Source organism: Vannielia sp. SX4 (assembly GCF_052828525.1).
Genome location: NZ_CM128247.1, coordinates 2,349,745 through 2,375,847 on the forward strand (window position 1 = coordinate 2,349,745; position 26,103 = coordinate 2,375,847).

Annotated in this window: 27 protein-coding genes; 13 read left to right on the plus strand and 14 right to left on the minus strand. The window is 65.8% G+C overall.

Features of this window, described 5'->3' with window-relative positions:
- Positions 1–73: 73 nt before the first annotated feature.
- From ACUXVX_RS11585 to ACUXVX_RS11620, 8 genes are all read right to left on the minus strand, one after another.
- The gene (locus tag ACUXVX_RS11585; protein ID WP_446308429.1) at positions 74–268 is read right to left on the minus strand and encodes a helix-turn-helix transcriptional regulator; all 195 of its coding nucleotides are present in this window, start codon (positions 266–268) and stop codon (positions 74–76) included.
- 77 nt (positions 269–345) lie between these two features.
- On the minus strand, positions 346–1,173 hold the full coding sequence (locus tag ACUXVX_RS11590) for a hypothetical protein (protein ID WP_446308430.1): 828 nt from the start codon (positions 1,171–1,173) through the stop codon (positions 346–348).
- Positions 1,173–2,381 carry a tyrosine-type recombinase/integrase gene (locus ACUXVX_RS11595; RefSeq protein ID WP_446308431.1) on the minus strand — a complete coding sequence of 403 codons (1,209 nt, stop codon included), beginning with the start codon at positions 2,379–2,381 and terminating at the stop codon, positions 1,173–1,175. Before ACUXVX_RS11595 ends, ACUXVX_RS11590 begins: the two co-directional genes overlap by 1 nt.
- A gap of 187 nt (positions 2,382–2,568) precedes the next feature.
- Positions 2,569–3,402: a M15 family metallopeptidase gene (locus ACUXVX_RS11600; protein ID WP_446308432.1), complete on the minus strand. Its 834-nt coding sequence runs from the start codon at positions 3,400–3,402 to the stop codon at positions 2,569–2,571.
- Positions 3,396–4,691 (minus strand): caspase family protein, encoded by a 1,296-nt coding sequence (locus tag ACUXVX_RS11605; protein WP_446308433.1) that lies wholly within the window; start codon positions 4,689–4,691, stop codon positions 3,396–3,398. Before ACUXVX_RS11605 ends, ACUXVX_RS11600 begins: the two co-directional genes overlap by 7 nt.
- 159 nt (positions 4,692–4,850) lie before the next feature.
- Positions 4,851–5,858 carry a glycosyltransferase family 2 protein gene (locus tag ACUXVX_RS11610; RefSeq protein WP_446308434.1) on the minus strand — a complete coding sequence of 336 codons (1,008 nt, stop codon included), beginning with the start codon at positions 5,856–5,858 and terminating at the stop codon, positions 4,851–4,853.
- Between the two features lie 132 nt (positions 5,859–5,990).
- Positions 5,991–6,974 (minus strand): LLM class flavin-dependent oxidoreductase, encoded by a 984-nt coding sequence (locus ACUXVX_RS11615; protein ID WP_446308435.1) that lies wholly within the window; start codon positions 6,972–6,974, stop codon positions 5,991–5,993.
- Between the two features lie 179 nt (positions 6,975–7,153).
- Positions 7,154–7,726, minus strand: coding sequence for a YcbK family protein (locus ACUXVX_RS11620; RefSeq protein WP_222469409.1), 573 nt, complete (start codon positions 7,724–7,726; stop codon positions 7,154–7,156).
- A 412-nt stretch (positions 7,727–8,138) separates the two neighbouring features.
- On the opposite strand from ACUXVX_RS11620, the gene ACUXVX_RS11625 reads away from it, so the two are divergent.
- The 5 genes from ACUXVX_RS11625 to ACUXVX_RS11645 all read left to right on the plus strand — a co-directional run bounded on the left by ACUXVX_RS11625 (position 8,139) and on the right by ACUXVX_RS11645 (position 13,102).
- Complete coding sequence (locus ACUXVX_RS11625; protein ID WP_446308436.1) at positions 8,139–9,758, plus strand: L,D-transpeptidase family protein; 1,620 nt, start codon at positions 8,139–8,141, stop codon at positions 9,756–9,758.
- A 4-nt stretch (positions 9,759–9,762) separates the two neighbouring features.
- Positions 9,763–10,857 (plus strand): UDP-3-O-(3-hydroxymyristoyl)glucosamine N-acyltransferase, encoded by a 1,095-nt coding sequence (gene lpxD / locus ACUXVX_RS11630; RefSeq protein ID WP_446308437.1) that lies wholly within the window; start codon positions 9,763–9,765, stop codon positions 10,855–10,857.
- Positions 10,858–10,891: 34 nt separating this feature from the next.
- Positions 10,892–11,155 carry an acyl carrier protein gene (locus ACUXVX_RS11635; protein WP_222469407.1) on the plus strand — a complete coding sequence of 88 codons (264 nt, stop codon included), beginning with the start codon at positions 10,892–10,894 and terminating at the stop codon, positions 11,153–11,155.
- 44 nt (positions 11,156–11,199) lie between these two features.
- Complete coding sequence (locus tag ACUXVX_RS11640) at positions 11,200–12,408, plus strand: beta-ketoacyl-[acyl-carrier-protein] synthase family protein (RefSeq protein WP_222492831.1); 1,209 nt, start codon at positions 11,200–11,202, stop codon at positions 12,406–12,408.
- Between the two features lie 244 nt (positions 12,409–12,652).
- Positions 12,653–13,102, plus strand: coding sequence for an NUDIX domain-containing protein (locus ACUXVX_RS11645; protein WP_446308438.1), 450 nt, complete (start codon positions 12,653–12,655; stop codon positions 13,100–13,102).
- Positions 13,103–13,149: 47 nt separating this feature from the next.
- Here ACUXVX_RS11645 and ACUXVX_RS11650 read toward each other — a convergent pair whose 3' ends face one another.
- On the minus strand, positions 13,150–13,848 hold the full coding sequence (locus ACUXVX_RS11650; protein WP_446308439.1) for an invasion associated locus B family protein: 699 nt from the start codon (positions 13,846–13,848) through the stop codon (positions 13,150–13,152).
- A 491-nt stretch (positions 13,849–14,339) separates the two neighbouring features.
- On the opposite strand from ACUXVX_RS11650, the gene ACUXVX_RS11655 reads away from it, so the two are divergent.
- On the plus strand, positions 14,340–15,893 hold the full coding sequence (locus tag ACUXVX_RS11655) for a helicase HerA-like domain-containing protein (protein WP_446308440.1): 1,554 nt from the start codon (positions 14,340–14,342) through the stop codon (positions 15,891–15,893).
- Between the two features lie 268 nt (positions 15,894–16,161).
- On the opposite strand, the gene yghX is transcribed toward ACUXVX_RS11655, so the two are convergent.
- Positions 16,162–17,061, minus strand: a complete 900-nt coding sequence (gene yghX, locus ACUXVX_RS11660; RefSeq protein ID WP_446308441.1) for a YghX family hydrolase — start codon at positions 17,059–17,061, stop codon at positions 16,162–16,164.
- Positions 17,062–17,200: 139 nt separating this feature from the next.
- Here yghX and ACUXVX_RS11665 point away from each other — a divergent pair, with 139 nt between their 5' ends.
- Positions 17,201–17,560 (plus strand): DUF4440 domain-containing protein, encoded by a 360-nt coding sequence (locus ACUXVX_RS11665; protein ID WP_446308442.1) that lies wholly within the window; start codon positions 17,201–17,203, stop codon positions 17,558–17,560.
- A 64-nt stretch (positions 17,561–17,624) separates the two neighbouring features.
- Here ACUXVX_RS11665 and ACUXVX_RS11670 read toward each other — a convergent pair whose 3' ends face one another.
- Positions 17,625–18,929: an HlyC/CorC family transporter gene (locus tag ACUXVX_RS11670; RefSeq protein WP_222469401.1), complete on the minus strand. Its 1,305-nt coding sequence runs from the start codon at positions 18,927–18,929 to the stop codon at positions 17,625–17,627.
- Positions 18,930–19,038: 109 nt separating this feature from the next.
- Here ACUXVX_RS11670 and ACUXVX_RS11675 point away from each other — a divergent pair, with 109 nt between their 5' ends.
- Positions 19,039–19,521: a GNAT family N-acetyltransferase gene (locus ACUXVX_RS11675; RefSeq protein WP_446308443.1), complete on the plus strand. Its 483-nt coding sequence runs from the start codon at positions 19,039–19,041 to the stop codon at positions 19,519–19,521.
- A gap of 85 nt (positions 19,522–19,606) precedes the next feature.
- On the opposite strand, the gene ACUXVX_RS11680 is transcribed toward ACUXVX_RS11675, so the two are convergent.
- The gene (locus ACUXVX_RS11680; RefSeq protein ID WP_222492847.1) at positions 19,607–20,653 is read right to left on the minus strand and encodes an extracellular solute-binding protein; all 1,047 of its coding nucleotides are present in this window, start codon (positions 20,651–20,653) and stop codon (positions 19,607–19,609) included.
- A gap of 184 nt (positions 20,654–20,837) precedes the next feature.
- Positions 20,838–21,713 (minus strand): sulfotransferase domain-containing protein, encoded by an 876-nt coding sequence (locus tag ACUXVX_RS11685; RefSeq protein WP_446308444.1) that lies wholly within the window; start codon positions 21,711–21,713, stop codon positions 20,838–20,840.
- Positions 21,714–21,809: 96 nt separating this feature from the next.
- On the opposite strand from ACUXVX_RS11685, the gene ACUXVX_RS11690 reads away from it, so the two are divergent.
- The 4 genes from ACUXVX_RS11690 (at position 21,810) to ACUXVX_RS11705 (ending at position 25,022) form a co-directional block, all read left to right on the plus strand.
- The gene (locus tag ACUXVX_RS11690; RefSeq protein WP_446308445.1) at positions 21,810–22,328 is read left to right on the plus strand and encodes a DinB family protein; all 519 of its coding nucleotides are present in this window, start codon (positions 21,810–21,812) and stop codon (positions 22,326–22,328) included.
- Between the two features lie 269 nt (positions 22,329–22,597).
- The gene (locus tag ACUXVX_RS11695; protein ID WP_222469396.1) at positions 22,598–23,431 is read left to right on the plus strand and encodes a DUF481 domain-containing protein; all 834 of its coding nucleotides are present in this window, start codon (positions 22,598–22,600) and stop codon (positions 23,429–23,431) included.
- 102 nt (positions 23,432–23,533) lie between these two features.
- Positions 23,534–23,695 (plus strand): helix-turn-helix domain-containing protein, encoded by a 162-nt coding sequence (locus ACUXVX_RS11700; protein WP_446308446.1) that lies wholly within the window; start codon positions 23,534–23,536, stop codon positions 23,693–23,695.
- Between the two features lie 73 nt (positions 23,696–23,768).
- Complete coding sequence (locus tag ACUXVX_RS11705; protein ID WP_446308447.1) at positions 23,769–25,022, plus strand: glutamate-5-semialdehyde dehydrogenase; 1,254 nt, start codon at positions 23,769–23,771, stop codon at positions 25,020–25,022.
- 178 nt (positions 25,023–25,200) lie between these two features.
- On the opposite strand, the gene ACUXVX_RS11710 is transcribed toward ACUXVX_RS11705, so the two are convergent.
- Complete coding sequence (locus tag ACUXVX_RS11710) at positions 25,201–25,782, minus strand: histidine phosphotransferase family protein (RefSeq protein WP_446308448.1); 582 nt, start codon at positions 25,780–25,782, stop codon at positions 25,201–25,203.
- A gap of 23 nt (positions 25,783–25,805) precedes the next feature.
- Here ACUXVX_RS11710 and ACUXVX_RS11715 point away from each other — a divergent pair, with 23 nt between their 5' ends.
- Positions 25,806–25,991 (plus strand): DUF3553 domain-containing protein, encoded by a 186-nt coding sequence (locus tag ACUXVX_RS11715; protein ID WP_446308449.1) that lies wholly within the window; start codon positions 25,806–25,808, stop codon positions 25,989–25,991.
- Positions 25,992–26,103: the final 112 nt, after the last annotated feature.

The window sequence follows — 26,103 nt, forward strand, 5'->3', positions numbered from 1 at the left end:
GAGGCGCGTTAGGTGGGTAGGTGCTAACTGTGCCCAGCGCCCGCGCCAGTTTTCTGACTGCGTGGGCGTTGGTTTACCTGCCCTCTGCCCCTGCAACCGGTCGTGCAGCCAGCCAGGCGCTGACGGCGCTCTCGGGCCAAGCTACGGCGCGTTTCCCAATGCGAATTGGGCGCGGGAAATCGCCCGTACTGATCAGAGAATAAAGGCTAGACCGGCTCAAGCCAGTCAGTTCCTGAACGGCAGGGCGGCGGAAGTGTCTTTCGGTCATGGTTACCTCGCGGAAGGGTTAGGATTCCTTCGGTGGTAGCCGGACGATTTGGCAGAACAAAATGGAATAATCGGTAATTATCCAGAGCCAAGTTCGTTCCCACTTTTTTCCGATTTTGCACCCTCGATTAGCTTTAGGCCGTTTCGAATTGTCTTCGAGCTCACGCCGAATTCATCCGCCACTTCCTGCCACGTCTTTGGTGCATGGCCCTTCGGATACTTGAGTCGATATGCCCTTGCTGCCTTCGCTGCCATTGGTGGGCGTCCGCCGCGAGGCCGCTTCATCCTCCCAATGGTCTCCGCGCTTGTGTCGTTGAGATGGCCCTCAAGTTTTGCTGCAATTGAGCCTTCCCTAAAGCAGACCGACCAGCCGAAAAACGGCTGGACCAGCTCAAATTCAGTCCAAGTATCATCGGGGTACAACTGTGAGACGTGCGTCTTTTCCTCTCCAGTCTTTTTGTTAAGCGCGTCTGCCAAGCCAGGAGGTTCCTCCATCATTCGTATGATGCCGGTACCAGTATCAATGTAGCGAAACTGAGGGTGGATGGCGTATGTGAACGTGTCATAAAGATGCTGATAGGACAGGAAGGACGCCGTGACTGGCTCTTGGTAGGCGAGCGAGTCATCAAATTTCTCCTGCCATTGGCTTGCTGAGAAGAAAGTACTCCCTGCCCGAAAAATTTGCCCGTCACGGGACGCCAAGTATGCTTCGCAATTCGATACGACACGGTTCATCAGCCATGTGCTATAGAGCATATGCAGCGTTATGTGGTCGCCATTCCAGTCAATTGAGCCGTCTTCGAGACACCTCACCATGTTACGGTTCATCGGCCACTTTGCCTCTGCAGCGGTATAAACATGCCCAGCGACTTCATCGAATGTGCTGAATCCCAAGGGGGCGAACATTAGTTAAACCCCACGACAACGGCACGGTCAGCGACATGTGTCGCAGCCCAGGAGTCCATAATTCTTCGCCGCTTCTCGAATAAATCTGACCGAGCATAGGCCGCTTCGGATTTGTCCGCTACGGCATGGGCCAACGCCGCCTCTGACACCTCCCGCGCGAAGTTGGTCCGCTCCTGCGCCCAAGTCTTGAACGAGGTGCGGAAGCCGTGCACGTCAACGTCATAGCCCAGCGCCTTTACCAGCTTTGAAAGGGTCATGTCGGAGAGGGGTTTGCCGTGTTTCATGCCGGGGAAAACCAGACCTTCACCGCCATTCAGCTTGCGGGCGTCGGCCAGAACCTCCAGAGCGCGTGGAGAGAGCGGAACGCGGTGCTCCTTCTTCATCTTCATGCGCTCGGCAGGGCGGGTCCAAGTGGCGTTCTCCAGATCGAACTCGGACCAATCGGCCAGCCGGACCTCGCCCGAGCGGGATGCGGTGAGGATGAGCAATTCCAGAGCCAGTTTGGTGGCCTCGCCCGCCTCTGAGGCTTTGAGGGCCACCAGAAACTCCGAAACCTTGTCATAGGGCAGTGCTTTGCGGTGCTTCGGTGTTCGGTCGTGTTTCGGCAGGGCTTGGGTAATGGCCTCGGCAGGGTTGTCTTGCCGCCAGCCGTTCGCCACAGCCCATTTCATAACGGTGCCTATCCGTTGACGGACGCGCCGCGCCGTTTCGGCCTTCTCCAGCCAGATCGGTTGCAAAACGGCCAGCACGTCTGCCGTTGTCACTTCCGAGACTTTAAGTTTGCCGATGCGCGGAAAGGTGTAGGTCTCCAGTGTCGAGATGAATTGTGCCGCGTGCTTCTTGTTGCGCCATGTCGGTTCGTGCAGCTTGTGCACCTTACGCGCGGCCTCTTCGAATGTCAGAAGCGCCTGTGCGGTGCGCTTGGCCTGCAAAGGGTCTCCACCGGCGCGAGCCAGCTTCCGGTTCTCCAGCGCCTTCTCACGGGCTTCTGCGAGGCTCACAAGCGAGGTGGAGCCAAGGCCTATCTCGGTGCGCTTGCCGCGCACCATAATTCGCTGAATCCACCGTTTCGCGCCCGACTTGTCCACTATCAGAGTCAGGCCGTGGCCGTCGCTATATTTGCCGGGCTTGGTGGTGGTCCGAACGAATGCCGCAGAAAGCGCCTTCTCGGGATGCTTGCGCCGTGTGCCGGTATCTTCCTCAGTCATGCTACCCGCCATTCTACCCCCCAATTCTTATTGGAATATGGGGGGTGTCTTCGGAACTTACAAGACAAGTGAAGCCATTTAGACTTTGTAAATAAGGGCTACTCGGAACGGGTTAGAATTCCCAGCGGCGGATCTTGGGTCCGCCAGATTTCTCCGATCTAACAGATGCTTCGCTACAGGCGCCCGCCTATCCGCCGACCAGCCTCGCGTGTAGGATCAGCTCTGGCCGGTATTCGAAGTGCATGCCGTCGAAGTGGTGCCATTTGCCGCCCCAGATGAAGCCGTAGCGTTCCATCTGGCGCACGAGCGCCTCGGGGTATTGGTTGCGGTAGGCGCCCGCGTTGCCCTCGGTGCCGCCCGACCAGCGCCAGTATCCGCCCAGTGCGGTGTTGAAATCCACTGCGATTCCAAAGCTGTGGGCGCTCAGGCGGGAGGTGCCGGCGATCTTGCGCCAGTTGAAGCTGCCGCCCACCTCGGCAAAGACCTTCTCCACCTCCGGCCCCTCTGCCGCAATGGCATCAAGCGCGGCCTGGAGTTGGCTCGCCACGCATTGCCGGCTGCTGGCCGAGAACCGGGCGGCCGTGCCGCCGCGCCGGAAGTCGGCGCGCATGAGGCTTGCGGCCACCTCGGATTCGGTCGCTCCATAGAGCGCCTTGAAGAGCGCGTCACTGCGGGCGCGGCCCGGGTCGAACCAGGGCTGCTCCCTTGGGCCGAGGTCGAAGGCGAGCGGGTAGACCTGTGCGAATGTCTCTGCAATCGACGGGTCCGCCAGCCGCTCTTGCGGTTTGCGGCCCGGATCTTCTCCCAAGGCGAATGTTTGTCCGTTGTAGGTGAGCACGCCCGCCGCCTCATCCACCACCAGACCTTCGTAGGCCAGCTCCAGCGCCAGCGCGATGTCGGGGCGTTCGGGGGCCACGGGCAGCGGCAGCGCCAGAAAGTCCCGCGCCACGCAGTCGGCCATGCTGGCAGGGGGCATCAGCCCCAGCGCCAGCGAGAGCGCGGCGAGCTTCGTTCTCAGCATCCTTGCGCCTTTTCAGTGGCTTGCAACATCTCGACCTGCTGCTTTTCGGCTGCGGTCAGACGCGGCGAGCGGGTCGTGCAGCGGCTGGTGTCAAAGTACTGCTTGGCCCTGTCGGACTGGAAGCAGAAGCCCTTCTGATGAAAGATCAGGTTGCGGGCGTACCAGAGGTTAAAGCAGCTGTCCCCGGCCGGCACCGCAAGCTGGGCCGGAGGTGTCGGCGCGCTCGGGGCGAGCAGGGTTGCGAGCCGTTCCTCGGCGGCGGCAAGGTAGATCGGGCAGTCGGGATATTTGCGCAAAAAGGCCTTCAGCGCCTCGGCGCTCTCGGTGGTGGCCAGCACCTGCCAATCGCTCCGTGCCCTGTCGCAGGGGTCGATAGCGCGGGGCGCGGCTTGCGGCTCAGGCTCGGTTGCCTGAAGGGCGGGCGCCGTCAGTGAGGCCGCGGTTGGGTTGAAGCTGAAATCCCCGGAAAGCTGGTCGTAATAGGCCGGGAACTGGTTGTGCTGCACCGTTCCGGCCATGTCGCGCACATCGGTCCGGACCGCCCGCACCAGATCGTGGATTGCCATGCCCTGTTGCCGAAGGCGCGGCAGCAGCGCGCGGGTGAACACCGAGTTCGGGTCCGGGTCGCCATCGGAGAGCCGGTCGAGCGCGGTCTGCCCGGATCCGGCAGAGAACAGGATGAACGATCCCTCGGGCGGGTCCATCCGCGCGAGCCCGCTCGCGCCGCCCAGCGAGCGTTGCGCATTGGTGGGGAAGGGGTTGTTGCGGCAGGCGTCGAGGATCAGCAGCGTCACCCGCGCGCCCCGCGACCTGAACCCACTGAGCACCCGGTCGGCGGCTATGCTCTCGCTGACGACGAACTCCTCATCCCCCGGCAGGGCAGAGGGCACATCTGCCGGAAGCAAATAGTTGCGCCCGTTCACCTCGATGCCATGACCGGCGAAGTAGAATACCACCTCGTCGCCCGGCCTGATCTCGGCCGAAAAATGCGAGACCGCGCGGTTGAGGCTGCGCCGGTCGGCATCCAGCACCCGGGTCACCTTGAAGCCGACGCTCGCCAGCGTTTCAGACACGGCGGTGGCGTCGTTGTTCGCTTTCTGGAGCGGGGTGACGTTGTCGTAATTGTCGATGCCAACAACCAGCGCCAGCCGGGAGCCGGCGGAGGCGGGCAGGGCAATCGCGGAGCGGTCCTGCGCGCGCAGTGCGGGCGCCGTGCAGAGGCAGATCAGCAGAAGCAGAAGCGCCCGCAAAACCCGGTCAGGTCGAAGCCCTTGCTGCGCAATGGTCATCTGTTCCCCGCTCATCTGCCCATCACGCGCCGGCAACGGGTGCGTGCCCTCGGGCTGCCAAAGCGGAGCATGACGGCGGCGATATGTCAAACCCGTGAAGCGCCGTGATCGGTGGCAGCATCGCGGGAGAGGGGAGGGGGTGCCTGCCGGGTGGCGGCGCTAGCCCGCCATCTGCTCCGCGTGCTGCGCCCGGATGCTGTCGTAAAGCTCGCGGTATTCGGGCACCTGCATCAACTCCTGCGCCCGGTTGCGGTGCCATGCCAGCGCCGCCTCGTGCAGGCGCTTCAGCTCAGGGTCTTTCAAGAGCTCGTCCACCGCGTCGCGCAACCCGGGCAGGGCGGTGAAGCTGGTGTCTTCCACGTCGTTCCTGTTGAACCGCCGCCAGTATTTCATGGCATCTTCCATGTTCAGCACCGTCTCGGTCTGGCCCTTCAACGGATTGGCCGAGCCCCGGTCACGTTGAAGCAGGAAGCCCTGGTAGGAGCGGATGGTGTAATGCGCCACTTCGACCAGATCGAACCCTGTGTGCACCGCCTTCATCCCCTTGAACGGCTCAGCGATCAGCTCACGCGGCAGCGGGGTGCCATTGCCGTTGACCCAGTTGACCTGGTCGAGGTCTTCTTCGGCGATCTGGGGGGAGTTGTTGTTGAACTTGAGCCAAGGAAAGTCGCCGCGGGCGAGGTATTTCACCGGGCTTCTGTGGCGGCTGCTGTCGCCGCGCCGGGTGAAGGTTTCCGTCACCAGCTTGTCGCCCGGCGCAATCTCGTCGACCCCGCCGTTGCCGAAGGTCTGCAACGACATGGTGATGCAATGGGCCTCGGGCAGGGCGGTGAAGAGATCTTCGAGCCGGCCGCCACCGGTGTTCACCCGCACGAACTCGTCGGCATCGAGGTTGGTCACCCAGTCCGAGCGGCGCAGGCGGAGCACCTCGTTGATGTAGCGGATCAGGATGATGTGGTGGCGCGGGTTGGTGTGAAGGATTGAGGGGTTCGGCATGTGCCGCACCAGCCCCATCTCGTCGAGCCGTTCGAGGATCTGGTCGGTGCCGTCGGTGCAGTCATTGGTGAAGACGAGCATGTCGTTGAGGCCGATGGCCCGGTTGTGGGCGACCCACTCCAGAATATACGGCCCCTCGTTCTTCATCGGGGTGATCGACGTCACGCGCATGTCACTCTGCTCCTCATGGCCCCTGCGGGCTCGGTTGCTTGCGCTGAGTCTACCCAATGGCGCGGTGCTTACCAATCGGCTCTGCGCGGCAGGCTTACGGTTGGGTTAATCCGGCGCAGGGGCGCAACAGGCTCAGCCGCCCAGCACCTCGGCGGCGATCCCGAAGCTCTTGAGCCGGGCGGCATGGTCGTGAATCTGGCCGGTCAGGATCAGCTCATCCGGCGCGTAGCGGGCAATCAGGCTCTGGAGCTTCTCGGCCACCGTCTCGCGGCTGCCCACGGCACTCACCTTCAGCGCCTCTTCCACCATCGCCAATTCGGGCGGGGAGGCCAGCGCGGCGATGTCATCGACCGGGGCGGGCAGGTAGCCCGGCATGCCGCGCCGCAGGTTGAGAAAGGCCTGCTGCATCGAGGTCCGCAGCCGCGTGCCCTCTGCATCCGTGTCGGCGGCGAAGACATTGACCGCCAACATGAAATGGGGCTCGGGGTGGGCCTGCGAGGGCCGGTAATTGGCGCGGTAGGTGGCGATGGCATCGTCGAGCGCACCGGGGGCGAAATGGGAGGCAAAGGCATAGGGCAGCCCGAGGTGGGCAGCAAGCTGCGCGCCGAAGAGCGAAGAGCCCAGCATCCAGATCGGCACCTGCGTGCCCATGCCGGGCACCGCCCGCACCCGCTCCGCCTCTTCCGGCGCGGCCAGATAGCCCATCAGCTCCACCACGTCCTGCGGAAAGGTATCTTCTCGGCCCAACCCCCGGCGCAGGGCGCGGGCGGTGGCCATGTCGGTGCCCGGCGCGCGGCCAAGGCCAAGGTCGATCCGGCCGGGGAAGAGCGTGGCCAGCGTGCCAAAGGCCTCGGCCACCATCAGCGGGCTGTGGTTGGGCAGCATGATGCCCCCGGAGCCGACGCGGATGCGCTCGGTCGCGCCCGCCACATGGCCGATCAGCACCGCCGTCGCGGCAGAGGCGATGCCCACCATGTTGTGGTGCTCGGCCAGCCAGTAGCGGCGATAGCCCAAGGCCTCGGCGTGGCGGGCCAGCTCCACCGTGTTGCGCAGCGCATCGGCGGTGGTGGCGCCCTGCGGAACGGGGGCGAGATCGAGCACGGAATAGGGGATCATCGGGGGGCCTCTTGCAGTGGTCCCGCGCATCTAGCGCCTTGCCTGCGCCGGGCAAGCGAAGCGCGCGTGTCGCGGCGGGCGCGCGGGCATGTTGCCTCACACCCGATGACGCCACCCCCAACAAAAAACGCCCGAGGCAATCCCGGGCGCGTTTCAGCAGGCTGGTGAGGGCAGGGGGCTCAGCCGCCCCAGCTGCGGACCACGCCGCAATCCATATGCACGAAGTTGGAGCCGTGGTAGCGGCCCACACCGCCAGCGCGGCACGCCTCGGCGGCCCGGGCCACCTGATTCACCGAGCGGGACTTCAACCGCAGGTCGGCGGCTTGGCCCTTGAGGTGCAGCGAGTTCTTGGCCACGCCGCTGGAGCGCGAGCGCAGCATCGCATTGGTCGCCGGGCTGCGGTAGCCCGAGAGCAGCATGTAGGGTTCGCGCACATCAAGCAGGTTGTGAGCGGCGGCGATGATGTCGATGGTGCGAATGTCGATCGCCTTCACCTCATCGCGCCGCCAGTCGCGCATGAAGTAGTTCACTTCCTTGATGCTGTCCTTGATGTAATCGCCTTCGATCCAGTAGATCGCGTCCATGCTTTCGCCGGTCCGGCCATTGTACATGCGGATGCGGCGGATATCGCCGGCGCCGCGGAGGAAGCCTGCTGCCTTGGTATAGGTGGGTGCGGCCACGAGGGCCGTAGCGGCGAACGCTCCGAGCAACCCGCGCCGCGAGATTTTGGAAGAGCCTGTCTCGATTGTCATGCCTGTCCCCGTGCCCGTCTCTTGCACTTGGCCGCCTTTTCGGCTGACCGCGTTGTCATCCCATCCCCAGATGCACGTTTTCTATGCCACAAAGCGATTCTCCGGCCAAGGCGCAATTCTGCAACGCCCCTGTTTCGGGGGTAAATAAGCAGGAATTTGCTTAAGATCGCGTTGATCTGGAACAATTTTCAGCACTGCCGTGGCGCGGCTTTGGCGCAACAGCGCAAGCCCTTAGGTTTGCGGCGCAATGCTCTGATTAGAAACAGTTAATTGCCAATTCGGCACGGTTTCCCCCCCCCCGCTCCGCACAAACCGACTCAAATGTGAATCGACAATCATGGAAGCTTCGGGAAACCTTGGGTAATCCTGATTGAAGCGAACACTTAGTCCCGAGGACCCTATGCCCCTTTCGATGACGTTCCGCCCCGCCCGTGTTGGGCGCGCAGGCCTTGCCGCCCTCTTTCTGGGCTGTGCGGCCATCAGCCTTCCGGCCACGGCGCAAGACGTCAGCTCGCAGTTCCAGATCTCTGCCTTCAAGCAGGCGGTGGCCGAGTTCGCCTCGGAGAACGAGAGCATCGGGGCCTTCTACCGCAACCGTGATTACCAGCCGCTCTTCACCGGCGAGGCCGACATGGAGCGCCGCGCGGCGCTGCTGCGGGCGCTGGCCTCGGCCGATGATCACGGGCTGCCCTCCGTCCGTTACGACCCCGCCGAGTTGAAGGCCGCCTTCGCGCAGGCCCGCTCCACCCGCGAGCGGGGCCGGGTCGAGGTGCTGGCGGCGCAGATGCTGGTGCAGTTCGCCCGCGACCTGCAGTCGGGCGCCACCGAGCCGCGCAGGATTGATAGTGGCATCGTCCGCGAGATCCCGCGCCGCGCCCCCGAGGCGCTGCTCACCGAGTTCACCCGCAAGGAGCCAGCGCAGTTCTTCCGTGGCCTGATGCCCCGCACGCCCGAATATGTGCGGCTGATGCGCGGCAAGCTGGAGCTGGAAAAGACGGTGGCCCGTGGCGGCTGGGGTCCCACGGTGCAGGCCAAGGCGCTGGAGCCGGGGCAGGAGGGGCCTGCCGTGGTCGCCCTGCGTAACCGTCTGATCGCAATGGGCTATCTCGCCCGCTCCGCCTCGCAAAGCTATGACGCCGCGATCGAACGCGCGGTGCAGACCTTCCAGATCGACCACGGCCTCTCTGCCGATGGGGTCGCCGGGCCGGGCACCATTGCCGCGCTCAACGTCTCGCCGGTCACGCGGCTGGAGTCGGTCATCGTCGCCATGGAGCGCGAGCGCTGGCTGAACCGCCCGCGCGGCGAGCGCCACGTGCTGGTGAACATCCCCAACTTCAAGGCCCAGATCATCGACAACGGCAAGGTCACCTTCGAGACCCGCTCGGTGGTGGGCAAGAACGTCCCCGACCAGCGCACGCCCGAGTTCTCCGACACGATGGAGCACATGGTGATCAACCCCACCTGGAACGTGCCGCGCTCGATCGCCACCAAGGAGTATCTGCCGCTGCTGCAACGCAACCCCAACGCCGTCAGCCACCTGCGGGTGATCGACCGGCGGGGCCGCGTGGTGCCCCGCGGCGCGGTGAACTTCCGCGCCTACAACGCCCGCAACTTCCCCTTCGCCATCAAGCAGCCGCCCTCGCGCGGCAATGCGCTCGGGCTGGTGAAGTTCATGTTCCCCAACAAGTACAACATCTACCTGCACGACACGCCCTCCAAGAGCCTGTTCAACCGCGATGTCCGCGCCTTCTCGCACGGCTGCATCCGGCTCGCTGACCCGTTCGACTTTGCCTATGCCCTGCTGGCCCGGCAGACCGACGATCCTGTTGGCGCCTTCCAGTCGCGCCTGCGCACCGGGTCCGAAACGCGGGTCGATCTCGACGTGCAGGTCCCGGTCCACCTGATCTACCGCACCGCCTTCACCCAGGCCCGCGGCCACATGAACTACCGCGACGATATCTATGGCCGCGACGCCCGCATCTGGAATGCGCTGGCCGAGATGGGGGTAAAGCTCCGCGGAGTCGAAAGCTGACACCGTGACACCCCTGAAGATAGAAGACATTGCCATCGCCCTCGGAGCCCGCTTCGAGGGCGATGGTGCGTTTGAGGTGACCCACGCCGCCGAACCGGCCCGCGCTGGGGCCGATGCGCTTGCACTGGCGATGGACCCGAAGTTCGCTGCCGGGCTGTCCGAAGGCGCGGCCAAGGCGGCGATGGTCTGGGAAGGGGCCGACTGGCAGGCGATGAACCTGACCGCGGTCATCTTCGCGCCCCGCCCGCGCTACGCGATGGCCGGGCTGACCGCGATGCTCGACGCCGGGCCGCGCATCGCGCCCGGCATCCACCCCTCCGCCGTTGTGGATGACACCGCGATCATCGGCGAGGGCGCCGCCATCGGCCCGCTGGCGGTGATCGGGGCCGGAGCCGTCATCGGCCCGAACGCCCGCATCGCCGCCCATGTGAGTATCGCAAGCGGCGCACAGATCGGGGCGGATTGCCTGCTGCGGGAGGGCGTGCGCATCGGCCATTCCGTCAGCATCGGCGAGCGCTTCATCGCCCAGCCCGGCGCGGTGATTGGCGGCGACGGCTTCTCTTTCGTCACCCCCGAGGCGGGCGCAGTCGAGGCGGTGCGCGCCACGCTGGGCGAGCGCGGCGAGGCTGTCCAACAGGCCTATGCCCGCATCCACTCCCTCGGCGGCGTGGTCATCGGCGATGATGTTGAGGTCGGCGCCAACGCCTGCATCGACCAAGGCACCATCCACCCCACCGAGATCGGCTCGGGCACCAAGATCGACAACCTCGTGCAGGTCGGCCACAACGTCCGCACCGGGCGCGACTGCCTGCTCTGCGGGCAGGTCGGGATCGCCGGCTCCACCCGGCTGGGCGACCGCGTGGTTCTGGGCGGCCAGGCGGGCGTCACCGACCATCTCGACATCGGCGATGACGTGATCGCAGGCGCCGGAACCCTGCTGCGCACCAACCAGCCCAAGGGCCGGGTGATGCTGGGAAATCCGGCAATGGAGATGAAGGCCAGCATCGAAGCCTACAAGGGCCTGCGCCGTCTGCCGCGCCTTCATGCAGACGTTACAGAGTTGCGAAAGAAGCTTTCCAAACCCGGCCCCAGCACATAAATGGGCACAAGGGCGTAACAGACAGGTGGGCGGTATGTCGGACGCAGTCAAAACCAAGGTCATCCAGATCATCGCCGAGCAGGCCGTGCTCGAGCCATCGGACGTGAAGATGGACAGCACGCTCGAAAGCCTCGGCATCGACAGCCTCGGGCTGGTCGAGAGCATCTTCGCCATCGAAGAGGCCTTCGACATTCAGGTGCCCTTCAACGCCAACGAACCCTCCGAGAGCGATTTCGATATCTCCTCGGTGGCGGCCATCGTCGAGGCCGTCGAAGGGCTGGTGAAAGAACAGGCCTGACGGCCGCAGCAAGACCCCGAAAGGCAGGCCCGATGCCCCGAGCCATGAACCGTGTTGTGATCACCGGCATGGGCACGATCAATGCGCTCGGCAAGAGCGTGCCCGAGACCTTCACCGCAATGGCCGAGGGCCGCTGCGGGATCGACACCATCAATGTCCGCGACGTGGAGCGCCTCTCGGTGCAGATCGGCGGGCAGGTGCGCGGCTTCGACCCCGAAGAGTTCTTCAACCGCCAGCAGATCGCGCTCTACGACCGCTTCACCCAGTTCACCATGCTCGCTGCCAAGGAGGCGCTGGCCCAGTCGGGGCTGGAGTTTCACGGGCTGCTCGCGGATGAGGCGGGGGCGATCTTCGGCACCGCCGGCGGCGGAGTGAACACTTGGGATGAGAACTACCGCACGGTCTATGAAGAGGGGAAGAACCGGGTCCACCCCTTCGTCGTGCCCAAGCTGATGAACAACGCAGCCGCCTCCCACGTCAGCATGGAGTACAACCTCAAGGGCCCGAGCTATTCGGTCTCCACCGCCTGCGCCTCCTCCAACCACGCGATGGGGCAGGCCTTCCACATGGTTCGCTCCGGCGCCAGCCGCGCTATGGTCACCGGCGGGGCCGAGGCCATGCTCAGCTTCGGCGGGGTGAAGGCCTGGGAGGGGCTTCGGGTGATGTCCAAGGACGCCTGCCGCCCGTTCTCCGCCAACCGCAACGGCATGGTGCAGGGCGAGGGCGCGGCGGTCTTCGTCTTCGAAGAGATGGGCCACGCCCGCGCGCGCGGCGCCGATATCCTCGCCGAGGTGGTCGGCTTCGCCATGTCTTCGGACGCCGCCGACATCGTCATGCCCTCCAAGCAGGGCGCGGCGCGGGCGGTGCGCGGGGCGCTCCGCGACGGCGGGATCAACCCCGCCGAGGTCGGCTACATCAACGCCCACGGCACCGGCACGGCGGCCAACGACAAGACCGAATGCGCCGTGGTGGCCGATGTCTTCGGCTCCCACGCCGACAAGCTCATGATTTCCTCCACCAAGTCGATGCACGGCCACCTGATCGGCGGCACCGGTGCGGTGGAGCTTCTGGCCTGCATCATGGCCCTGCGCGACGGTGTGATCGCCCCGACCATCGGCTACGAGGAGCCAGACCCTGAATGCGCGCTCGACGTGGTGCCCAACGAGGCCCGCGACGCAAAGGTCGATGTCGTCCTCTCCAACGCCTTCGCCTTCGGCGGGCTGAACGCGGTGCTGGCGCTGAAGAAGGTCTGAAACAGCTGCGCCCGTTCCGGCTCACCCGGCCGAACGAACCGAGGGCTGGCCCCAGCGGCAGGCACACCTGTGCGGAAAATTTGAATCAAATGCGCCCCTGATAAACCGCGCCCCTGATCTTCATCTTGGTTCAAATATCTCCGGGGGGTGTGGGGGGCTGGCCCCCCACTGAAGGGCGCGGTGTGGGGGGCTGGCCCCCCACTCTGACGCTTGCAAACTGCGATACGCCCGCCAAACTCCCCCCATGCACCCTGCCCAACACCCACCCACACCCAAAGCCCTCGCCGCCGTCCTCCGAGGCCCCGCCACTGCCCGCGAGCTCCTAATCTTTCGCCATCCGCTCACCGGTGACCAGCTGCCCAAGGGCACCATCGAACCGGGGGAAGACCCGGCCGAGGCGGCCATCCGCGAGCTGCAGGAAGAATCCGGCCTCATCCTCTCCAACCCAACCGGCATCGGCACATGGCACCGCCCGTGGGAGGAAGGCTATGCCGCGCCCCAGCTCTGGCACCTCTTTGCCTTCGAGGCGCCCACAGGCCTGCCCGAGCGCTGGGACCATGTGGCCGAGGGCAGCCCGGCCGAGGCGGGGCTGATCTTTGCCTACCGCTGGGCCGCGCTCACCCCGGCGCTCGCCCACGCCATGCGCCCGCTCTTCTCACCGGTGGTCAGCCGCATCCTTGCAGCCCAAACGTAAAACGCCGCCCCGAAGGGCGGCGCTTCAAACTCGATCTTTGGCTAACCTCAGTTGCCGGCCACCTGCGCCTGCAGCGAGGTGAACCCGGCGGTGAAGCCGGTGAGCGACACCTTCAGCCGCACGCGCTGATCGGGCGCGCCAGCGGGCACCAGCGAAAGCGTGGCGGCGCTGCCGGCCTTGAAGCCGTTCACATCGGCCTGGGTCATCCCGATCCGCGAGATGCAGCCGATCCGGGTGCAGAAGGTGTAGGGGTAGCGCTTGCCCTGCGAGCCATCGACCGAAAGCGTGATCTGCTCGGTCAGCAAGGTCTCCAGCGGGGTGACGATGTTGGCACCGGCCACGGCCTGGCCACCGGCGGGCAGGGCGAAGAGATTGATCTCGGCCACCGCGTTGCCGCCTTCATCGCTCAGCAGCTGGTAGAGCTGGCATTGCTCTTCCTCGACACCCTCGACCTTGGCGCAGCGCAGCTCCCAGTCGCCGTGGGTTTCCTTGGTGTAGGGCGCGGCGGGGTCGGTCCCGGCGGCGGCCTGGCCTTCCGGCGTGCCCATGTTCAGCCCGGCATCGGGGGAGGGGGTGGCGGCCTCTTCGGCCGCCGCATCCGCCGCACCTTCACCGGCAGCCTCGGCGGGCGCTTCGGTGGTGGTCTCTTCGGCAGGGGCTTCCCCGGTGGTGGTGGCGTCCTGTGCCCAGAGCGGCGTGGCCGCGATCATCAGCGCCAGAAAACTCGCTTTTGTCAGATTCTGCATAGTCCTCAACAACCTTCTCGGGTTTTGAAATCGTGCCGCCGTCTAGCACAGGGCGCAGGGGATGTCAGGGAGAAATGCGGGCGCTCTGACAGGACCGTGAGGGGGCGCATCGGCGGCACTCCACGGCGCCGCTCCAGACCTGAAAAAGGGCCCCGAGAGGCCCTTTTGTGCGGGTCCGTTTACCGGCCCGAACGGCTGTTTTTTGCCGCTATGTGCAACCACGAGGGCTGCCTGTTCTTGGTTCTCCCTGCCGGACTGGCCGACTTGATGCCCGGACGCTATGGCAACTTGCCGCAGCCGTCAACAGCTAAAAGAACACCCCCCAAGAATTTGAACACGCTCAGAAAAAAGCCGCGTCACGAGTGTGACGCGGCCAGTCTGACAGGGAGGAAGTCAATCCGGGCCAAGAGGACGGAGGCCCGAACAAGATCGATACTGGCAGAGAAAGGTTAATACTTTATGTTGGGTCCGAAACAGGACTGGAGGGCCATATGAGCGGTTCGATTTTCGTGGGTGGCGGCGGTGAGGGCTATGGCGATCCGCAGGAGCTTTTGCTGAACTACGCCAACCGGCACGGGCTGATCGCCGGGGCCACCGGCACCGGCAAGACGGTGACACTCCAGATCCTCGCCGAGAGTTTCTCGGCCAATGGCGTTCCGGTGTTCCTCTCGGACGTGAAGGGCGATCTCTCCGGCCTTGCCAAATCCGGCTCGCCAGAGGCCAAGCTGCACGCGCCCTTCATGGAGCGGGCCGCCAAGATCGGCTTCACCGACTATAGCTACAGCGACTTCCCCGTCACCTTCTGGGATCTCTACGGCGAGCAGGGCCACCCGGTGCGCACCACCGTCGCCGAAATGGGCCCGCTGCTGCTGGCCCGTCTGCTGGAGCTCTCCGAGGCGCAAGAGGGCATCCTCAACATCGCCTTCCGCGTGGCCGATGAGCAGGGCCTGCCGCTGCTCGACCTCAAGGATCTGCAATCGCTGCTGGTCTGGGTCGGTGAAAACCGCTCCGAGCTGAGCCTGCGCTACGGCAACGTCTCCACCGCCTCCATCGGCGCCATCCAGCGCCGCCTGCTGGTGCTCGAGAACCAGGGCGCCACCCAGTTCTTCGGCGAGCCCGCGCTCTCGCTGGATGATCTCTTCCTGACAGATGCAGAGGGCAGGGGCCGCATCAACATCCTCGCCGCCGACAAGCTGATGGGCGCGCCCCGGCTCTACGCCACCTTCCTGCTCTGGATGCTCTCCGAACTCTTCGAGATGCTCCCCGAGGTCGGCGACCCCGAAAAACCCAAGCTGGTGTTCTTCTTTGACGAGGCGCACCTGCTGTTCGACGACGCGCCCAAGGCGCTTGTCGACAAGGTCGAGCAGGTCGCGCGGCTGATCCGCTCCAAGGGCGTGGGCGTTTACTTCTGCACCCAGAACCCGGCGGATGTGCCCGAGGATATCCTCGGCCAGCTCGGCAACCGGGTGCAGCACGCGCTCCGCGCCTTCACCGCCAAGGACCGGCGCGAGCTGCGTCAGGCCGCCGAAACCTACCGCGATAACCCCCGCTTCTCGACCGAGGACGCGATCCGCGAGGTCGGCACCGGCGAGGCGGTCACCTCCTTCCTGATCCGCAAGGGCGCGCCCGGCATCGTGGAGCGCACGCTGATCCGCCCGCCCTCGTCGCAACTCGGCCCGATCTCCGCCGCCGAGCGCGGCGGGGTCATCGGCGCCTCTCCGGTGGCGGGCAAGTATGACACCGCCGTAGACCGCGAAAGCGCCTACGAGATGCTCGCCAAACGGGCCGAGGCGGCAGCCAAGGAGGCCGAAGCGGCAGAGGAGCAAGAAGAAGAGGCAGAGATGGCCGAGCGCGAGTTCAAGGCCGGGCGCCGCTACTCCGGCACCCGCGTCAGCCGCTCCACCTCCAAGCCGACCCGCTCCCGCAGTTCCCGCTCCGACAGCGTCGGCGAGGCCTTCGCCAAAAGCTTCGCCCGCCAGCTCGGCACCCGCAGCGGCAAGGCCCTGGTGCGGGGCATCTTCGGCACGCTGTTTTCGGGGCGGTAGGCGCGGGACGTGTCCCGAAGCCCCTGACGCGCCGCTCTAGAGTGGCGCCGCCCGATGCGCGCCGTAAGGCGCCGGGCAGCGCCGACCCGTCCGTCGCACCAGAGGTGCGCCGAGTTTTTGTCGGCCCGCCTTTGGCGGGACGGGGCGGCGTTTTGGTGAGGGGTGTGCGTCACCATCGAGGAAGCGCCCGAGCTGCGCCATAAAGTGCCACGAGCGAGCGTCAGCACCGCCACCCCGCGGCTCGGCGCTGCCCGGCGCGCCCAGCGCTCTACGTCAAATAGCGGTTGAACCACTCCACCGTCCGCTCCCAAGCGAGCGTCGCAGCATCCTCGTCATACCGGGGCGTCGTGTCATTGTGGAACCCGTGGTTGGCCCCGGCATAGATATGCCCCTCATAGACCTTGCCATGCTCCCTCAGCGCCGCCTCGTAATCCGGCCAGCCCGCGTTGATCCGCTCGTCCAGCTCGCCGTAATGCAGCAGCAGCGGCGCCTGGATCTTCGGCACATCCTCGACCGAGGCCTGGCGGCCATAGAACGGCACGCTCGCCCCCATCTCCGGATAGGCCACCGCCAGCGCATTGCACACGCCGCCGCCGTAGCAGAAGCCCACGGCCCCCACCTTGCCGGTGCTGCCCTCGTGGTTCATCAGGTGCTCGAACCCGGCGAAGAAGTCGTTCATCAGCTTGGCGCCGTCGAGCTCGCGCTGCATCTCGCGCCCCTCGTCGTCATTGCCCGGATAGCCGCCCGCAGGGGTCAGCCCGTCGGGGCCCAGCGCCAGAAAGCCCGCCTTGGCCACGCGGCGCACCACATCCTCGATATAGGGGTTCAGCCCCCGGTTCTCGTGGATCACCAGCACGGCGGGCAGCTTGCCCTCCACACCCGCAGGCCGCGCCATCAGGCCCTTGATGGTTCCATGCCCCTCGGGGCTGTCATACTCCACCACCTCGGTCTCGATATCGGGGTCATCCGGGGCGACCTGCTGTGCCAGCGCATAGTTGGGCTGAAGGCTCTCCAGCACCGCCGCCGCGGTCACGCCCGCCGCCACATATTTGCCCGCGCCCTTCAGAAAGTCGCGCTTGCTCATCTTGCCATGCACGTAGCCGTCGTACATTTCGAGCAGCTTGGGGTGAAAGTCGCTTGCCGTCATCCGGCCTGTCGGTTTGTTCATCGGAGGTCTCCCTGTTCCCGAGGTTCCGCGTCATCCCGGCGCGAGGCTAGCACCCCGCAGGCAAGCCGCCGCCTCACGTTCCCGTCATCCGGAACCCGTGCCGCCCGCCGCCCGTTGAGCGGGTGAAAGGAGGCCCGACATGACCGAGGCAGACTTCTGGAAGATGGAAGAGAAATACTGGACCGCCGGGGCCGACTATGCCCGCTCGGTCACCCGTGACGATGCGGTGTTCGTCTTTCCCTATCCGGCGGGCATCCTTGGCGCCGAGGCCTCAATGAAGGGGCTGGAAGGTGCCGCGCCTTGGCGCTCCGTCACCTTCCACGACCACAGCTTCACCCGGCAGGGGCCGGTGGCGGTGCTGGCCTACAAGGCGCAGGCCGAGCGCGATGGTGAAGACTACACCGCGCTCTGTGCCTCGACCTACGTCGATGATGGCGATGGCTGGCGGATGATGAGCCACCAGCAAACCCCCGCCGCCGTGGCCGAGGCCGGCGCTTAGGGCAGGCAATCTGCGCACCGCCCGGCTGTGCTTTCATTAAGGCGGGTGCAACCCCACCGCGCGCCTACTCGGCCAGTGTCGCCAAGGGCCGCAGCTTCAACCGGGTCAGCCGGTTGTCCTTCCGCGCCACCACCTCGAACCGGAAGCCGTGGAACGAAAACACCTGACCCACGGTCGGGATCGCCTGTGCCTCGTGAATCACGAGGCCAGCGACGGTGTTGGCCTCCTCGTCCGGCAGGTTCCAGTCGGTGGCGCGGTTCAGGTCACGGATGGTCATCGCGCCATCCACGATCCAGTCGCCCGCATCGGTGCGGCGCAGCGGGTGGTCCTCGTCGAGGTCAAACTCGTCGGTGATCTCGCCCACGATCTCCTCCAGGATATCCTCCAGCGTGATCAAACCCTGCAGGGTGCCGTATTCATCCACCACCAGCGCAAAATGCGTGTTCCGCCGCAGGAACTGGCGCATCTGGTCGTCCAGCGTGGTGGTCTCGGGCACGAAGTAGGGCTCCATCGCCACATCCATCACGTCGAGCGTGCTCAGCGCCTCGGGCGCCCCGCCAGAGGCCAGCGCGGCTCGGTGAATCGCCCGCAGCAGATCCTTAGCGTGGATCACACCAACGATGTTTTCCTTGTCGTCCTTGTAGAGCGGCAGCCGGGTGTGGCGGCTCTCCAGCGCCTGCGCGAGCACCTCGTCGGGCGTGGCATCCACGTCGATCATCTCGATCTGCGAGCGGTGGAGCATGATCTCCTCCACCGTCCGGTCGCCAAGGTCGAGCGCGCCAAGCAGCCGGTCGCGGTCTTCCTTCTGCACCACGCCCTCGGAGTGGCCAAGCGCCAGCGCCCCGGCGATCTCTTCGTGCACGCTGAAGAGCTGGCCGTCCGGGTCGGTCTGCACCCCGAACAGCCGCAGGATCGCCCGCACCAGCGCCTGAATCGTCCGCACCACCGGCGAGAGGATGGTAACCAGCAGGCTGATCGGCCGCGCCACCCGGCTGGCCGCGCTTTCGGCGTTGGAGATCGCATAGGTCTTGGGCAGCACCTCGGCGAAGACCAGCACCAGCAGGGTCATCACCAGCGTCGCCAGCGCCACGCCGCCCTCGCCGAAAATCCGGGTGAACAGCGCGGTCGCAAGCGAGGCCGCGAGAATGTTCACCACGTTGTTGCCCAGCAGCACGGCGCCGATCAGCCGCTCGCTGTCTTCGGTCACCTCCAACGCCACCTCGGCGCCGCGCTCGCCCTTGTCGGCCTTCGAGCGCAGCTTGCCGCGCGAGGCCGCGGTGAGCGCGGTCTCAGAGCCGGAGAAGAATGCGGAACAGATGAGCAGCAACAATATGCTGCCGGCGGTCAGCCAGAATGCGGTGTCGATCACGAAAGGGGGCCGGGTTGCCTCATGGTGGCACAGTTATGGGGTGCGGGGGCAGCAGGTTCAAGATGGCGCGACACTTCCCGCGCGTCCCTCCGCCGCCTAAACTCGCCCCATGCCCGCCCGCATCACCTTCCGCCCCGCCACACTGGCCGATCTGCCGATACTCCGGCGCTGGCTGGCCGTGCCCGAAGTCGCCCGCTGGTGGGGGCAGGACGACCCCTTCGATGCCGAGGCGCTGGAAGGTACCCGCCACGTGCCGCACATCGTCTCGCTGGAGGGCCAGCCCTTCGCCTATATCCAGGATTACGACCCCCACGGCTGGCCCGACCATCCCTTTGCCCACCTGCCGCCCGGATCGCGCGGGATCGATCAGTTCATCGGCCTGCCGCAACTGCTGGGCCAGGGGCATGGCCCGGCCTTTATCCGCGCGCATATGGCCAGCCTCTACGCCGCCGGTGCCCCGGTCATCTGCACCGACCCGCACCCCGACAACACCCGCGCCATCAGCGCCTACACCAAATGCGGCTTCACCATCTCCGGCCCGCCGCGTGACTCGCAATGGGGCCGCATCCTGCCGATGGAAGCGCCTGCGTAGGGTGCGTATTCACGGCGCACCGCCGCCCCCACCAAACGAAAACGGCGGCCCGAAGGCCGCCGCTCGCATCCGGATATGACCGCGGTCAGAACCCGGCCTTGATCTTCTCGAACTCGGCGATCATCTGCTCGCGCAGCGCGTTGTCCATCGGCAGCTGGGCCAGCACCGGGGCGCTCACCTCACCGAGGCCCACCTCGTCGAGGGTGCCGCTGTCGATCTTGGCCATTTCCTCGGTGTTGGAGTTGCCGTAGCCCCATTCGCTCACGATGTACTCGACCGAGGAGGGCGAGAGCCACGAGTTGATGAAGTCATGCGCCTTGTCTTCCGAGCCGGGGCCGTCGACGAGGTTCACATAGCCGCAAAACCAGACCGAGGAGCCTTCTTCCGCCTCACGCTGGAAGCCGATGTTATAGCCATCGCCGCGCATTGAGGCAGGCGTCTCGCTCCAGGCCCAGGAGAACAGCACTTCGCCCGTGGCCATCAGCTGCGCCAGCTCGGCACCATCGGCCCAATAGGCGCGTACGTTCGGATGCACCTCGCGCAGCCATGCGCTGGCCGCCTCGAAATCTTCCTGCGTCGCCTGCGTCCAGTCACTCACGCCGGTCGCCAGATAGGCCAGCGCGTAGATATCATCCACGTTGTCGGGCAGGGAGATGCGGCCCGCGTATTGCGGATCCTTGAACACCTGAAGCGTGGTCAGATCGTCGGCGCTCATCTCGTCGGCGTTGAAGGCAATGGCCGTCGAGCCGTTATCCGCCGGGATGAAATAGACCTGATCGCCATCGGTAAAGATCGGGTCCGCCTTGTAGCTCTCGGCCACGGTCGCGTAGCGCGGGATCTTCGAAATGTCCCACGGCTCGAGCAGCCCGGCCTGCCGCCATTTGTCCACCGACTGCGAGCAGGGGTGGGCAATGTCGGCCTTGAAGCCAGAGCGCAGCTTCTGGAAGGCTTCCTCTTCTTCGCCGAAGAAGGTGAAGGTCGGGTTGTCGCCGTATTTCTCGATGTACTCGCCAAAGAAGCCCGGATCCTCGAAGCCCGACCAGTCGAAGATCAGGAGTTCGGAGTCGGCCGCGCTTGCGGTGAGCGTGGTGGAGAGAAGAAGCGCCGCAGCAGCAGAAAAGTGTCGCGCCATTTGTGGTGGGTCCTCCGGTTGGCGGGTGTGATCACGGTTCAGAACGCTAGACGCGCCCGGCCTGCCTCACAAGGATAAAAACGCGCGGTCGGTGCTGTGCGGGGCAGGGGAGCCGCCGTGCCTGTTTTGCAGGCAGCGCAGGGCTGCGGCGAACCGCCGACACGCGGCTCGACGCCATCACACCTCAGGCCTCCGCCCCAAACTCCAACCAGCACCGCGCCTCTGGCGCAAGCGCCGCCTGCATCGCCGCGTCATAAGCCTCCAGTTCCGCCGCAGTCAGCTTGCCCTCCCACTGGCCATTCGCCCCGCTGGCAAAGAACCCCGCATCGGAACGGAAAAACCCCTTGCCGCCCGAGGGGCAGAACCGCGCGGCATCCGCCTTCATGTTGTCGAAGGTCGCGGCCTGCACCAGCCGGGCCATCAGCCCCGGCGGGTGGGTCACGCCCAAGATCTCCGCCACCCGCGCAAAGGCCCCCGCCAGATCGCGGCGCATGTCGGCAAAATGGAACAGGTGCACGTTCTCCCGCTCCGCCACCGCCCGCGCGGCCTCGTAGTGCCGCAGGATATGCGCCAGCGGCATCGCATCGGTGTCAAATCCCTCCGGCCCGCCATCGAGGAACCGCTTGAACGCAACTCCGCCCGGGTCCTCCTCCGGATACCAGTGATCGAACCACCGCAGCGGCGTGTTGCGCACATGGTTGCGGAACGAGAAATGCGCATCGAGCGGGTGCCGGAACACGCAAATGTACTGCGCCGCCCCGTCCAGCGGCACGCCATCCATCGGCGTGTGGCTCTTCATGCTCCGCCGCTCCGCCATCGCCTCCAGCCGCGCGGCGACCTCGTCGATGTCACGCAGCCGGATATCGACCCACGGCATCCGGATCGAAAGCTCGGTCTCCACCTCCGGATCGCCCGAGAGCAGCAGTGCCACGATGGTCTGCATCCATGTCGTGCCGCATTTCGGCGGCGTGACGACAATCACGTCATCGGGCCGGATCGCCACCCGCTCCCACCGCCGGTTGTCCGTCAGCGGCCCGAGGTAAAGCCTGCGCTGTGTCATCTCCGCCCGCTCCCGCCTGCCGTCATCTCCGCCAGCCTAGGGCAGGGCCGGCCAGATTGACAGCGCCGCGCCCGCTGGCAAAACTTGCGCCGAACAATGAGAGGGACGGCGATGATCGGGGTCGAATGGGTGCGCATGATGGCGCGCTACAACGCCTGGCAAAACGAGCAGCTCATGGTCGCGGTGCGCCGCATCCCCGCCGCCGAGCTGACAGCGGATCGCGGCGCCTTCTTCGGCTCCATCCTCGGCACGCTCAACCACATCGTCTGGGGCGACCTGCTCTGGATGAGCCGGTTCGATCGCGGCCCCGGCCCCGAATGCAGCCAGAAAGAGAGCGCCGCCTGCCTCCCCACCGCTGGCGCGTGGGAGGCCGCCCGCTTCCAACTCGACGGGCGCATCAAGATCTGGGCCGCGGGGCTGAAGGAGGTCGCGCTTGTGGGGGACCTCTCGTGGTACTCAAAGGACTACGACGCGTATTACCGCAAACCCATGGGCGTCTGCGTCACCCAGCTTTTCAACCACCAGACCCACCACCGCGGCCAAGTCCACGCCATGCTCACCTCCATCGGCGCCGACCCGGGCGTCACAGACGTGCCCTTCCTGCCCGGCAACTGAGCCGCCCGCGCCTCACGCCCCTGTGCGGGAGCACACCCCGTTTCGGCATGAAATAGCCCGTGAGCTTACGCGACGGCATATGGAACCCGCTGAAAACGCTGGCATAAATCGTCGGCCACTCTCCGCTGATGTGCCTGTGTCGCAACGCTTTGGGCGAGCACGATTTCGTGTGCCCATCGTGTCCTTACCCTCGGTCTCCAGCCCCTTATCTCTCTGCCCATCCCGTGGCCCACGAGGCCGCCAAACCCTCTGAGAAGGAACAGGAGACAATGAAAGCACCCGCCACCTTCGCCGCCATCGCGCTCGGCACCGTCACCAGCTTTGCCGCTGGCGCCGCGCTGGCCCAGACCACCACCTTCGACAACCGCGACGCCGCCGAGGATCGCCTCGAAGACCTGCAGGAAGACATCACCGACGACTACGACCGCGATGTCGACGCCTTCGGAAACACCGGCCGCAAGCTCGGCTTCGATGGCTCCGTCGCCCTGCGCTCCACCGCCCAATCGGGCAACAGCGACAGCTTCGACCTCGGCCTCGGCGCCAACCTCGGCTGGTATGACGGCACCAACGGCTTCGACTTCAACGTGGTCTACGACTACGGCGAGAGCGACGGCATCAAGGACACCGAGAGCCTGCTCTACGGTCTCGAATACACCCGTGACTTCGGCGACCGCTGGTACGCCTACGGTCAGGTCCAAGGTAGCCAGGACGACTTCGCCTCCTACCGCCGCGATACCTTCGCGGGCTTCGGTGTGGGCTACAAGGTCGTCGAGACCGCCAACACCGCATGGTATGTGTCGGCCGGCCCCGGTTACCGCTGGGCCGAGCTCGCAGATGGCACCGAGATCGAGGAAGAGGCCGCCTCCATCGGCTCCAACTTCCAGACCCGGATCACCGACACGGTCTATCTGACCAACGACACCGACTTCATCTTCTCGGAGTCCGACAACGTGATCTACAACGACCTCGGCGTGAACGTGCGCATGTCTAACGCTCTGGCGCTGCGCACCTCCATCGCCACCGAGTATCACACCGATCCGCTGCCCGGTGACAAGAACACCGACAACACCTTCGGCGTGAGCCTCGTTTACAGCTTCAACTGATACGATTTCCCTCGTTATCAGAAGAAGGAGGCTCGCCCGGAAACGGGCGGGCCTTTTTCGTTGCGGCGTGCTATCAGGGCCGAAAAGCCCGGAGGCGCAGCGATGACCGACAGCACCCCTGACAAGGACACCACCGCGCTGGTGCTGGAGTGTTACGCCCGCGGCTATTCCACCCGGCAGGCCGCCGAACGGGCAGGGGTCAGCACCCAGACCGTCGAGCGCATCCTGGGCGAGGCCATCGCCGCCCAGAACCGCCCCGCCTGACCCCGCCACACGCCAAGCCCATTGAGCCGCGCCGCCCTGCGCGCTACATCCTCCTCCCAAAGGGAGTCCCGCGATGAAAGACCTCGACCAGAATATCCCCGCCCTCGTTGCCGACATGGGCCAACGCGCCCGCGCCGCCGCCGCCGAGTTGGCCTATGCCCCGGCCGAGGCGCGCAATGCTGCGCTCACCGCTGCCGGCCGCGCTCTCATCGCTTCCCTCCCGCAGATCCTCGAAGCCAACGCCGCCGACATGGACTATGGCCGCGACAAGGGCCTCAGCCCCGCGATGATGGACCGGCTGATGCTCGACGAAGCCCGCGTGCAAAGCATGGTGGACGGGCTCGAGGCCATCGCCGCCCAGCCCGACCCGGTGGGCGAGGTGATGGAAGAGTGGGATCAGCCCTCGGGTCTTCACATCCGCCGTGTCCGCACGCCCCTCGGCGTCATCGGCGTGATCTACGAGAGCCGCCCCAACGTGACCGCCGACGCCGGGGCGCTCTGCCTGAAGTCCGGCAACGCGGTGATCCTGCGCGGCGGCTCCGAGAGCTTCCATTCCTCCCGCGCCATCCATGCCGCCCTCGTCACCGGGTTGCGCGAGGCCGGTCTGCCCGAGGATGCGATTCAGCTCATGCCGACCCGCGACCGCGAGGCTGTGGCCGAGATGCTCCGCGCCACCGCCTATATCGACGTGATCGTGCCCCGCGGCGGCAAGGGCCTCGTCGGCCTCGTCCAGCGCGAGGCCCGCGTGCCCGTCTTCGCCCACCTCGAGGGCATCTGCCACGTCTATGTCGATGCCGCCGCCGATCCCGAGAAGGCCATGAAAGTGGTGCTCAACGCCAAGACCCGCCGCACCGGCATCTGCGGCTCCGCCGAATGCCTGCTGATCCACCGCAGTGAAACTGACCTCGGTCAGAAACTGGTGGATGCGCTGATGGAAGTTGGCGTCGAGGTTTATGCCGAGGGCCTCACCGGCACCCGGCCCGCCACCGAGGAGGACTTCGGCAAGGAGTTCCTCGACATGAAAATCGCCGCCCGCGTGGTCGACGATATCGACGCTGCCATCGCCCACATCCGCAAATACGGCTCGCAGCACACCGAGGCGATCCTGACCGAGGATCAAGCCGCCGCCGACCGCTTCTTCCAACGGCTCGACAGCGCGATCCTGATGCACAACGCCTCCACCCAGTTCGCCGACGGCGGTGAGTTCGGCATGGGCGCCGAGATCGGCATCGCCACCGGCAAGATGCACGCCCGCGGCCCGGTGGGTGCCACCCAGCTCACCAGCTTCAAATACTTGGTCACAGGCGACGGCACGACCCGCCCGTGATCCACCCGTAACCCGCTCATTTTCTTGCTCTAAATATCTCCGGGGGGCGTGGGGGGCTGGCCCCCCACTGAAAGGCGCGGTGTGGGGAGCTGGCCCACGACTGCCTGATGGCGCCACAAGCGCACCGCTGCATCAGCGCGGGACACGCGCCATAGGTCGAAACCCGACCCACTCCCCCTCAAAACCGCACAACGATCTCCCCATCCCCCCGCACAACCTCCAGCTCTCGCCCCAGCGCCGCCACCGCCTTCGGCAACAGCGCAAACTGCACCTTCGCCGGGCCAACCTCCCCCGGCCCGCCCTGCGCCACGCCCCAGGCTTCTTCCTCCCCGCGCATCCGCTCGGCCTGCGCCACGATCTCCCAGCCCGGCTGCACCGTGATCACGCCGCCATAGGCCAGCTCCACCTCGAGGCAGTTGATCGCCAGAAAGATCGCCCGCAGCTCGTCGCGCGGCACCGCGCCCGGCTCGGGCCAGTCCACCGCCACCCGGCCGCCGCCGATATAGCCTGCCAGCGTATCGGCAATCTCGCTGCCGCTCACCGCCTGTCCCGGCTCGGCCCGCCCGAAGGCCACGCGGAAAAACCTGATCCGCCCCTGCGCCCCCGCCACGCTCTCTTCCACCAGCGCCAGCTCCGGGCTGCCCTTCAGGCCCGTCATCGCCAGAAGCTCCATGCCATTGCCGATCGCGCCCACGGGGCTTATCAGGTCATGGCATATGCGCGAGGCCAGCTTCGCGGCCAGGTCGAAGTCGTCATCCATCTTTCTCTCCTCCGGAGCGCCCCATGTCCGCCGATCTCAACGCCATCCTCGAACCCGGCATGCTCGTCCGCCACCCCGGCGAGCCCGATTGGGGGCTGGGGCAGGTGCAATCCAACATCGGCGGCCGGATCACGGTGAACTTCCAGCACGCCGGCAAGGTGACGATCGACGGCAAGCGCATCCTCCTCGAAATTGTCTTTGACACCTGAGCTACGTCAATCTTGGTTAACATGTCATTAATGCCCCGCCCGGAAATCGCTCCCGCGCGGCGGCCCTCCGCCGGGGCGGCCCGGGTTGCATGGGGCGGGCGGGCTGCCTAAA

What these genes read in the sequence shown, in the direction of transcription:
- ACUXVX_RS11595 (WP_446308431.1), bottom strand. Translation starts at nt 2,381, where the DNA reads ATGACTGAGGAAGATACCGGCACACGGCGCAAGCATCCCGAGAAGGCG.
- ACUXVX_RS11685 (WP_446308444.1), bottom strand. Translation starts at nt 21,713, where the DNA reads ATGACACAGCGCAGGCTTTACCTCGGGCCGCTGACGGACAACCGGCGG.
- ACUXVX_RS11625 (WP_446308436.1), top strand. Translation starts at nt 8,139, where the DNA reads ATGACGTTCCGCCCCGCCCGTGTTGGGCGCGCAGGCCTTGCCGCCCTC.
- ACUXVX_RS11700 (WP_446308446.1), top strand. Translation starts at nt 23,534, where the DNA reads ATGACCGACAGCACCCCTGACAAGGACACCACCGCGCTGGTGCTGGAG.
- ACUXVX_RS11585 (WP_446308429.1), bottom strand. Translation starts at nt 268, where the DNA reads ATGACCGAAAGACACTTCCGCCGCCCTGCCGTTCAGGAACTGACTGGC.
- ACUXVX_RS11675 (WP_446308443.1), top strand. Translation starts at nt 19,039, where the DNA reads ATGCCCGCCCGCATCACCTTCCGCCCCGCCACACTGGCCGATCTGCCG.
- ACUXVX_RS11715 (WP_446308449.1), top strand. Translation starts at nt 25,806, where the DNA reads ATGTCCGCCGATCTCAACGCCATCCTCGAACCCGGCATGCTCGTCCGC.
- ACUXVX_RS11600 (WP_446308432.1), bottom strand. Translation starts at nt 3,402, where the DNA reads ATGCTGAGAACGAAGCTCGCCGCGCTCTCGCTGGCGCTGGGGCTGATG.
- ACUXVX_RS11590 (WP_446308430.1), bottom strand. Translation starts at nt 1,173, where the DNA reads ATGTTCGCCCCCTTGGGATTCAGCACATTCGATGAAGTCGCTGGGCAT.
- ACUXVX_RS11710 (WP_446308448.1), bottom strand. Translation starts at nt 25,782, where the DNA reads ATGGATGACGACTTCGACCTGGCCGCGAAGCTGGCCTCGCGCATATGC.
- ACUXVX_RS11695 (WP_222469396.1), top strand. Translation starts at nt 22,598, where the DNA reads ATGAAAGCACCCGCCACCTTCGCCGCCATCGCGCTCGGCACCGTCACC.
- ACUXVX_RS11615 (WP_446308435.1), bottom strand. Translation starts at nt 6,974, where the DNA reads ATGATCCCCTATTCCGTGCTCGATCTCGCCCCCGTTCCGCAGGGCGCC.
- yghX (WP_446308441.1), bottom strand. Translation starts at nt 17,061, where the DNA reads ATGAACAAACCGACAGGCCGGATGACGGCAAGCGACTTTCACCCCAAG.
- ACUXVX_RS11665 (WP_446308442.1), top strand. Translation starts at nt 17,201, where the DNA reads ATGACCGAGGCAGACTTCTGGAAGATGGAAGAGAAATACTGGACCGCC.
- ACUXVX_RS11635 (WP_222469407.1), top strand. Translation starts at nt 10,892, where the DNA reads ATGTCGGACGCAGTCAAAACCAAGGTCATCCAGATCATCGCCGAGCAG.
- ACUXVX_RS11645 (WP_446308438.1), top strand. Translation starts at nt 12,653, where the DNA reads ATGCACCCTGCCCAACACCCACCCACACCCAAAGCCCTCGCCGCCGTC.
- ACUXVX_RS11610 (WP_446308434.1), bottom strand. Translation starts at nt 5,858, where the DNA reads ATGCGCGTGACGTCGATCACCCCGATGAAGAACGAGGGGCCGTATATT.
- ACUXVX_RS11605 (WP_446308433.1), bottom strand. Translation starts at nt 4,691, where the DNA reads ATGACCATTGCGCAGCAAGGGCTTCGACCTGACCGGGTTTTGCGGGCG.
- ACUXVX_RS11690 (WP_446308445.1), top strand. Translation starts at nt 21,810, where the DNA reads ATGAGAGGGACGGCGATGATCGGGGTCGAATGGGTGCGCATGATGGCG.
- ACUXVX_RS11640 (WP_222492831.1), top strand. Translation starts at nt 11,200, where the DNA reads ATGAACCGTGTTGTGATCACCGGCATGGGCACGATCAATGCGCTCGGC.
- ACUXVX_RS11650 (WP_446308439.1), bottom strand. Translation starts at nt 13,848, where the DNA reads ATGCAGAATCTGACAAAAGCGAGTTTTCTGGCGCTGATGATCGCGGCC.
- ACUXVX_RS11705 (WP_446308447.1), top strand. Translation starts at nt 23,769, where the DNA reads ATGAAAGACCTCGACCAGAATATCCCCGCCCTCGTTGCCGACATGGGC.
- ACUXVX_RS11680 (WP_222492847.1), bottom strand. Translation starts at nt 20,653, where the DNA reads ATGGCGCGACACTTTTCTGCTGCTGCGGCGCTTCTTCTCTCCACCACG.
- ACUXVX_RS11655 (WP_446308440.1), top strand. Translation starts at nt 14,340, where the DNA reads ATGAGCGGTTCGATTTTCGTGGGTGGCGGCGGTGAGGGCTATGGCGAT.
- ACUXVX_RS11620 (WP_222469409.1), bottom strand. Translation starts at nt 7,726, where the DNA reads ATGACAATCGAGACAGGCTCTTCCAAAATCTCGCGGCGCGGGTTGCTC.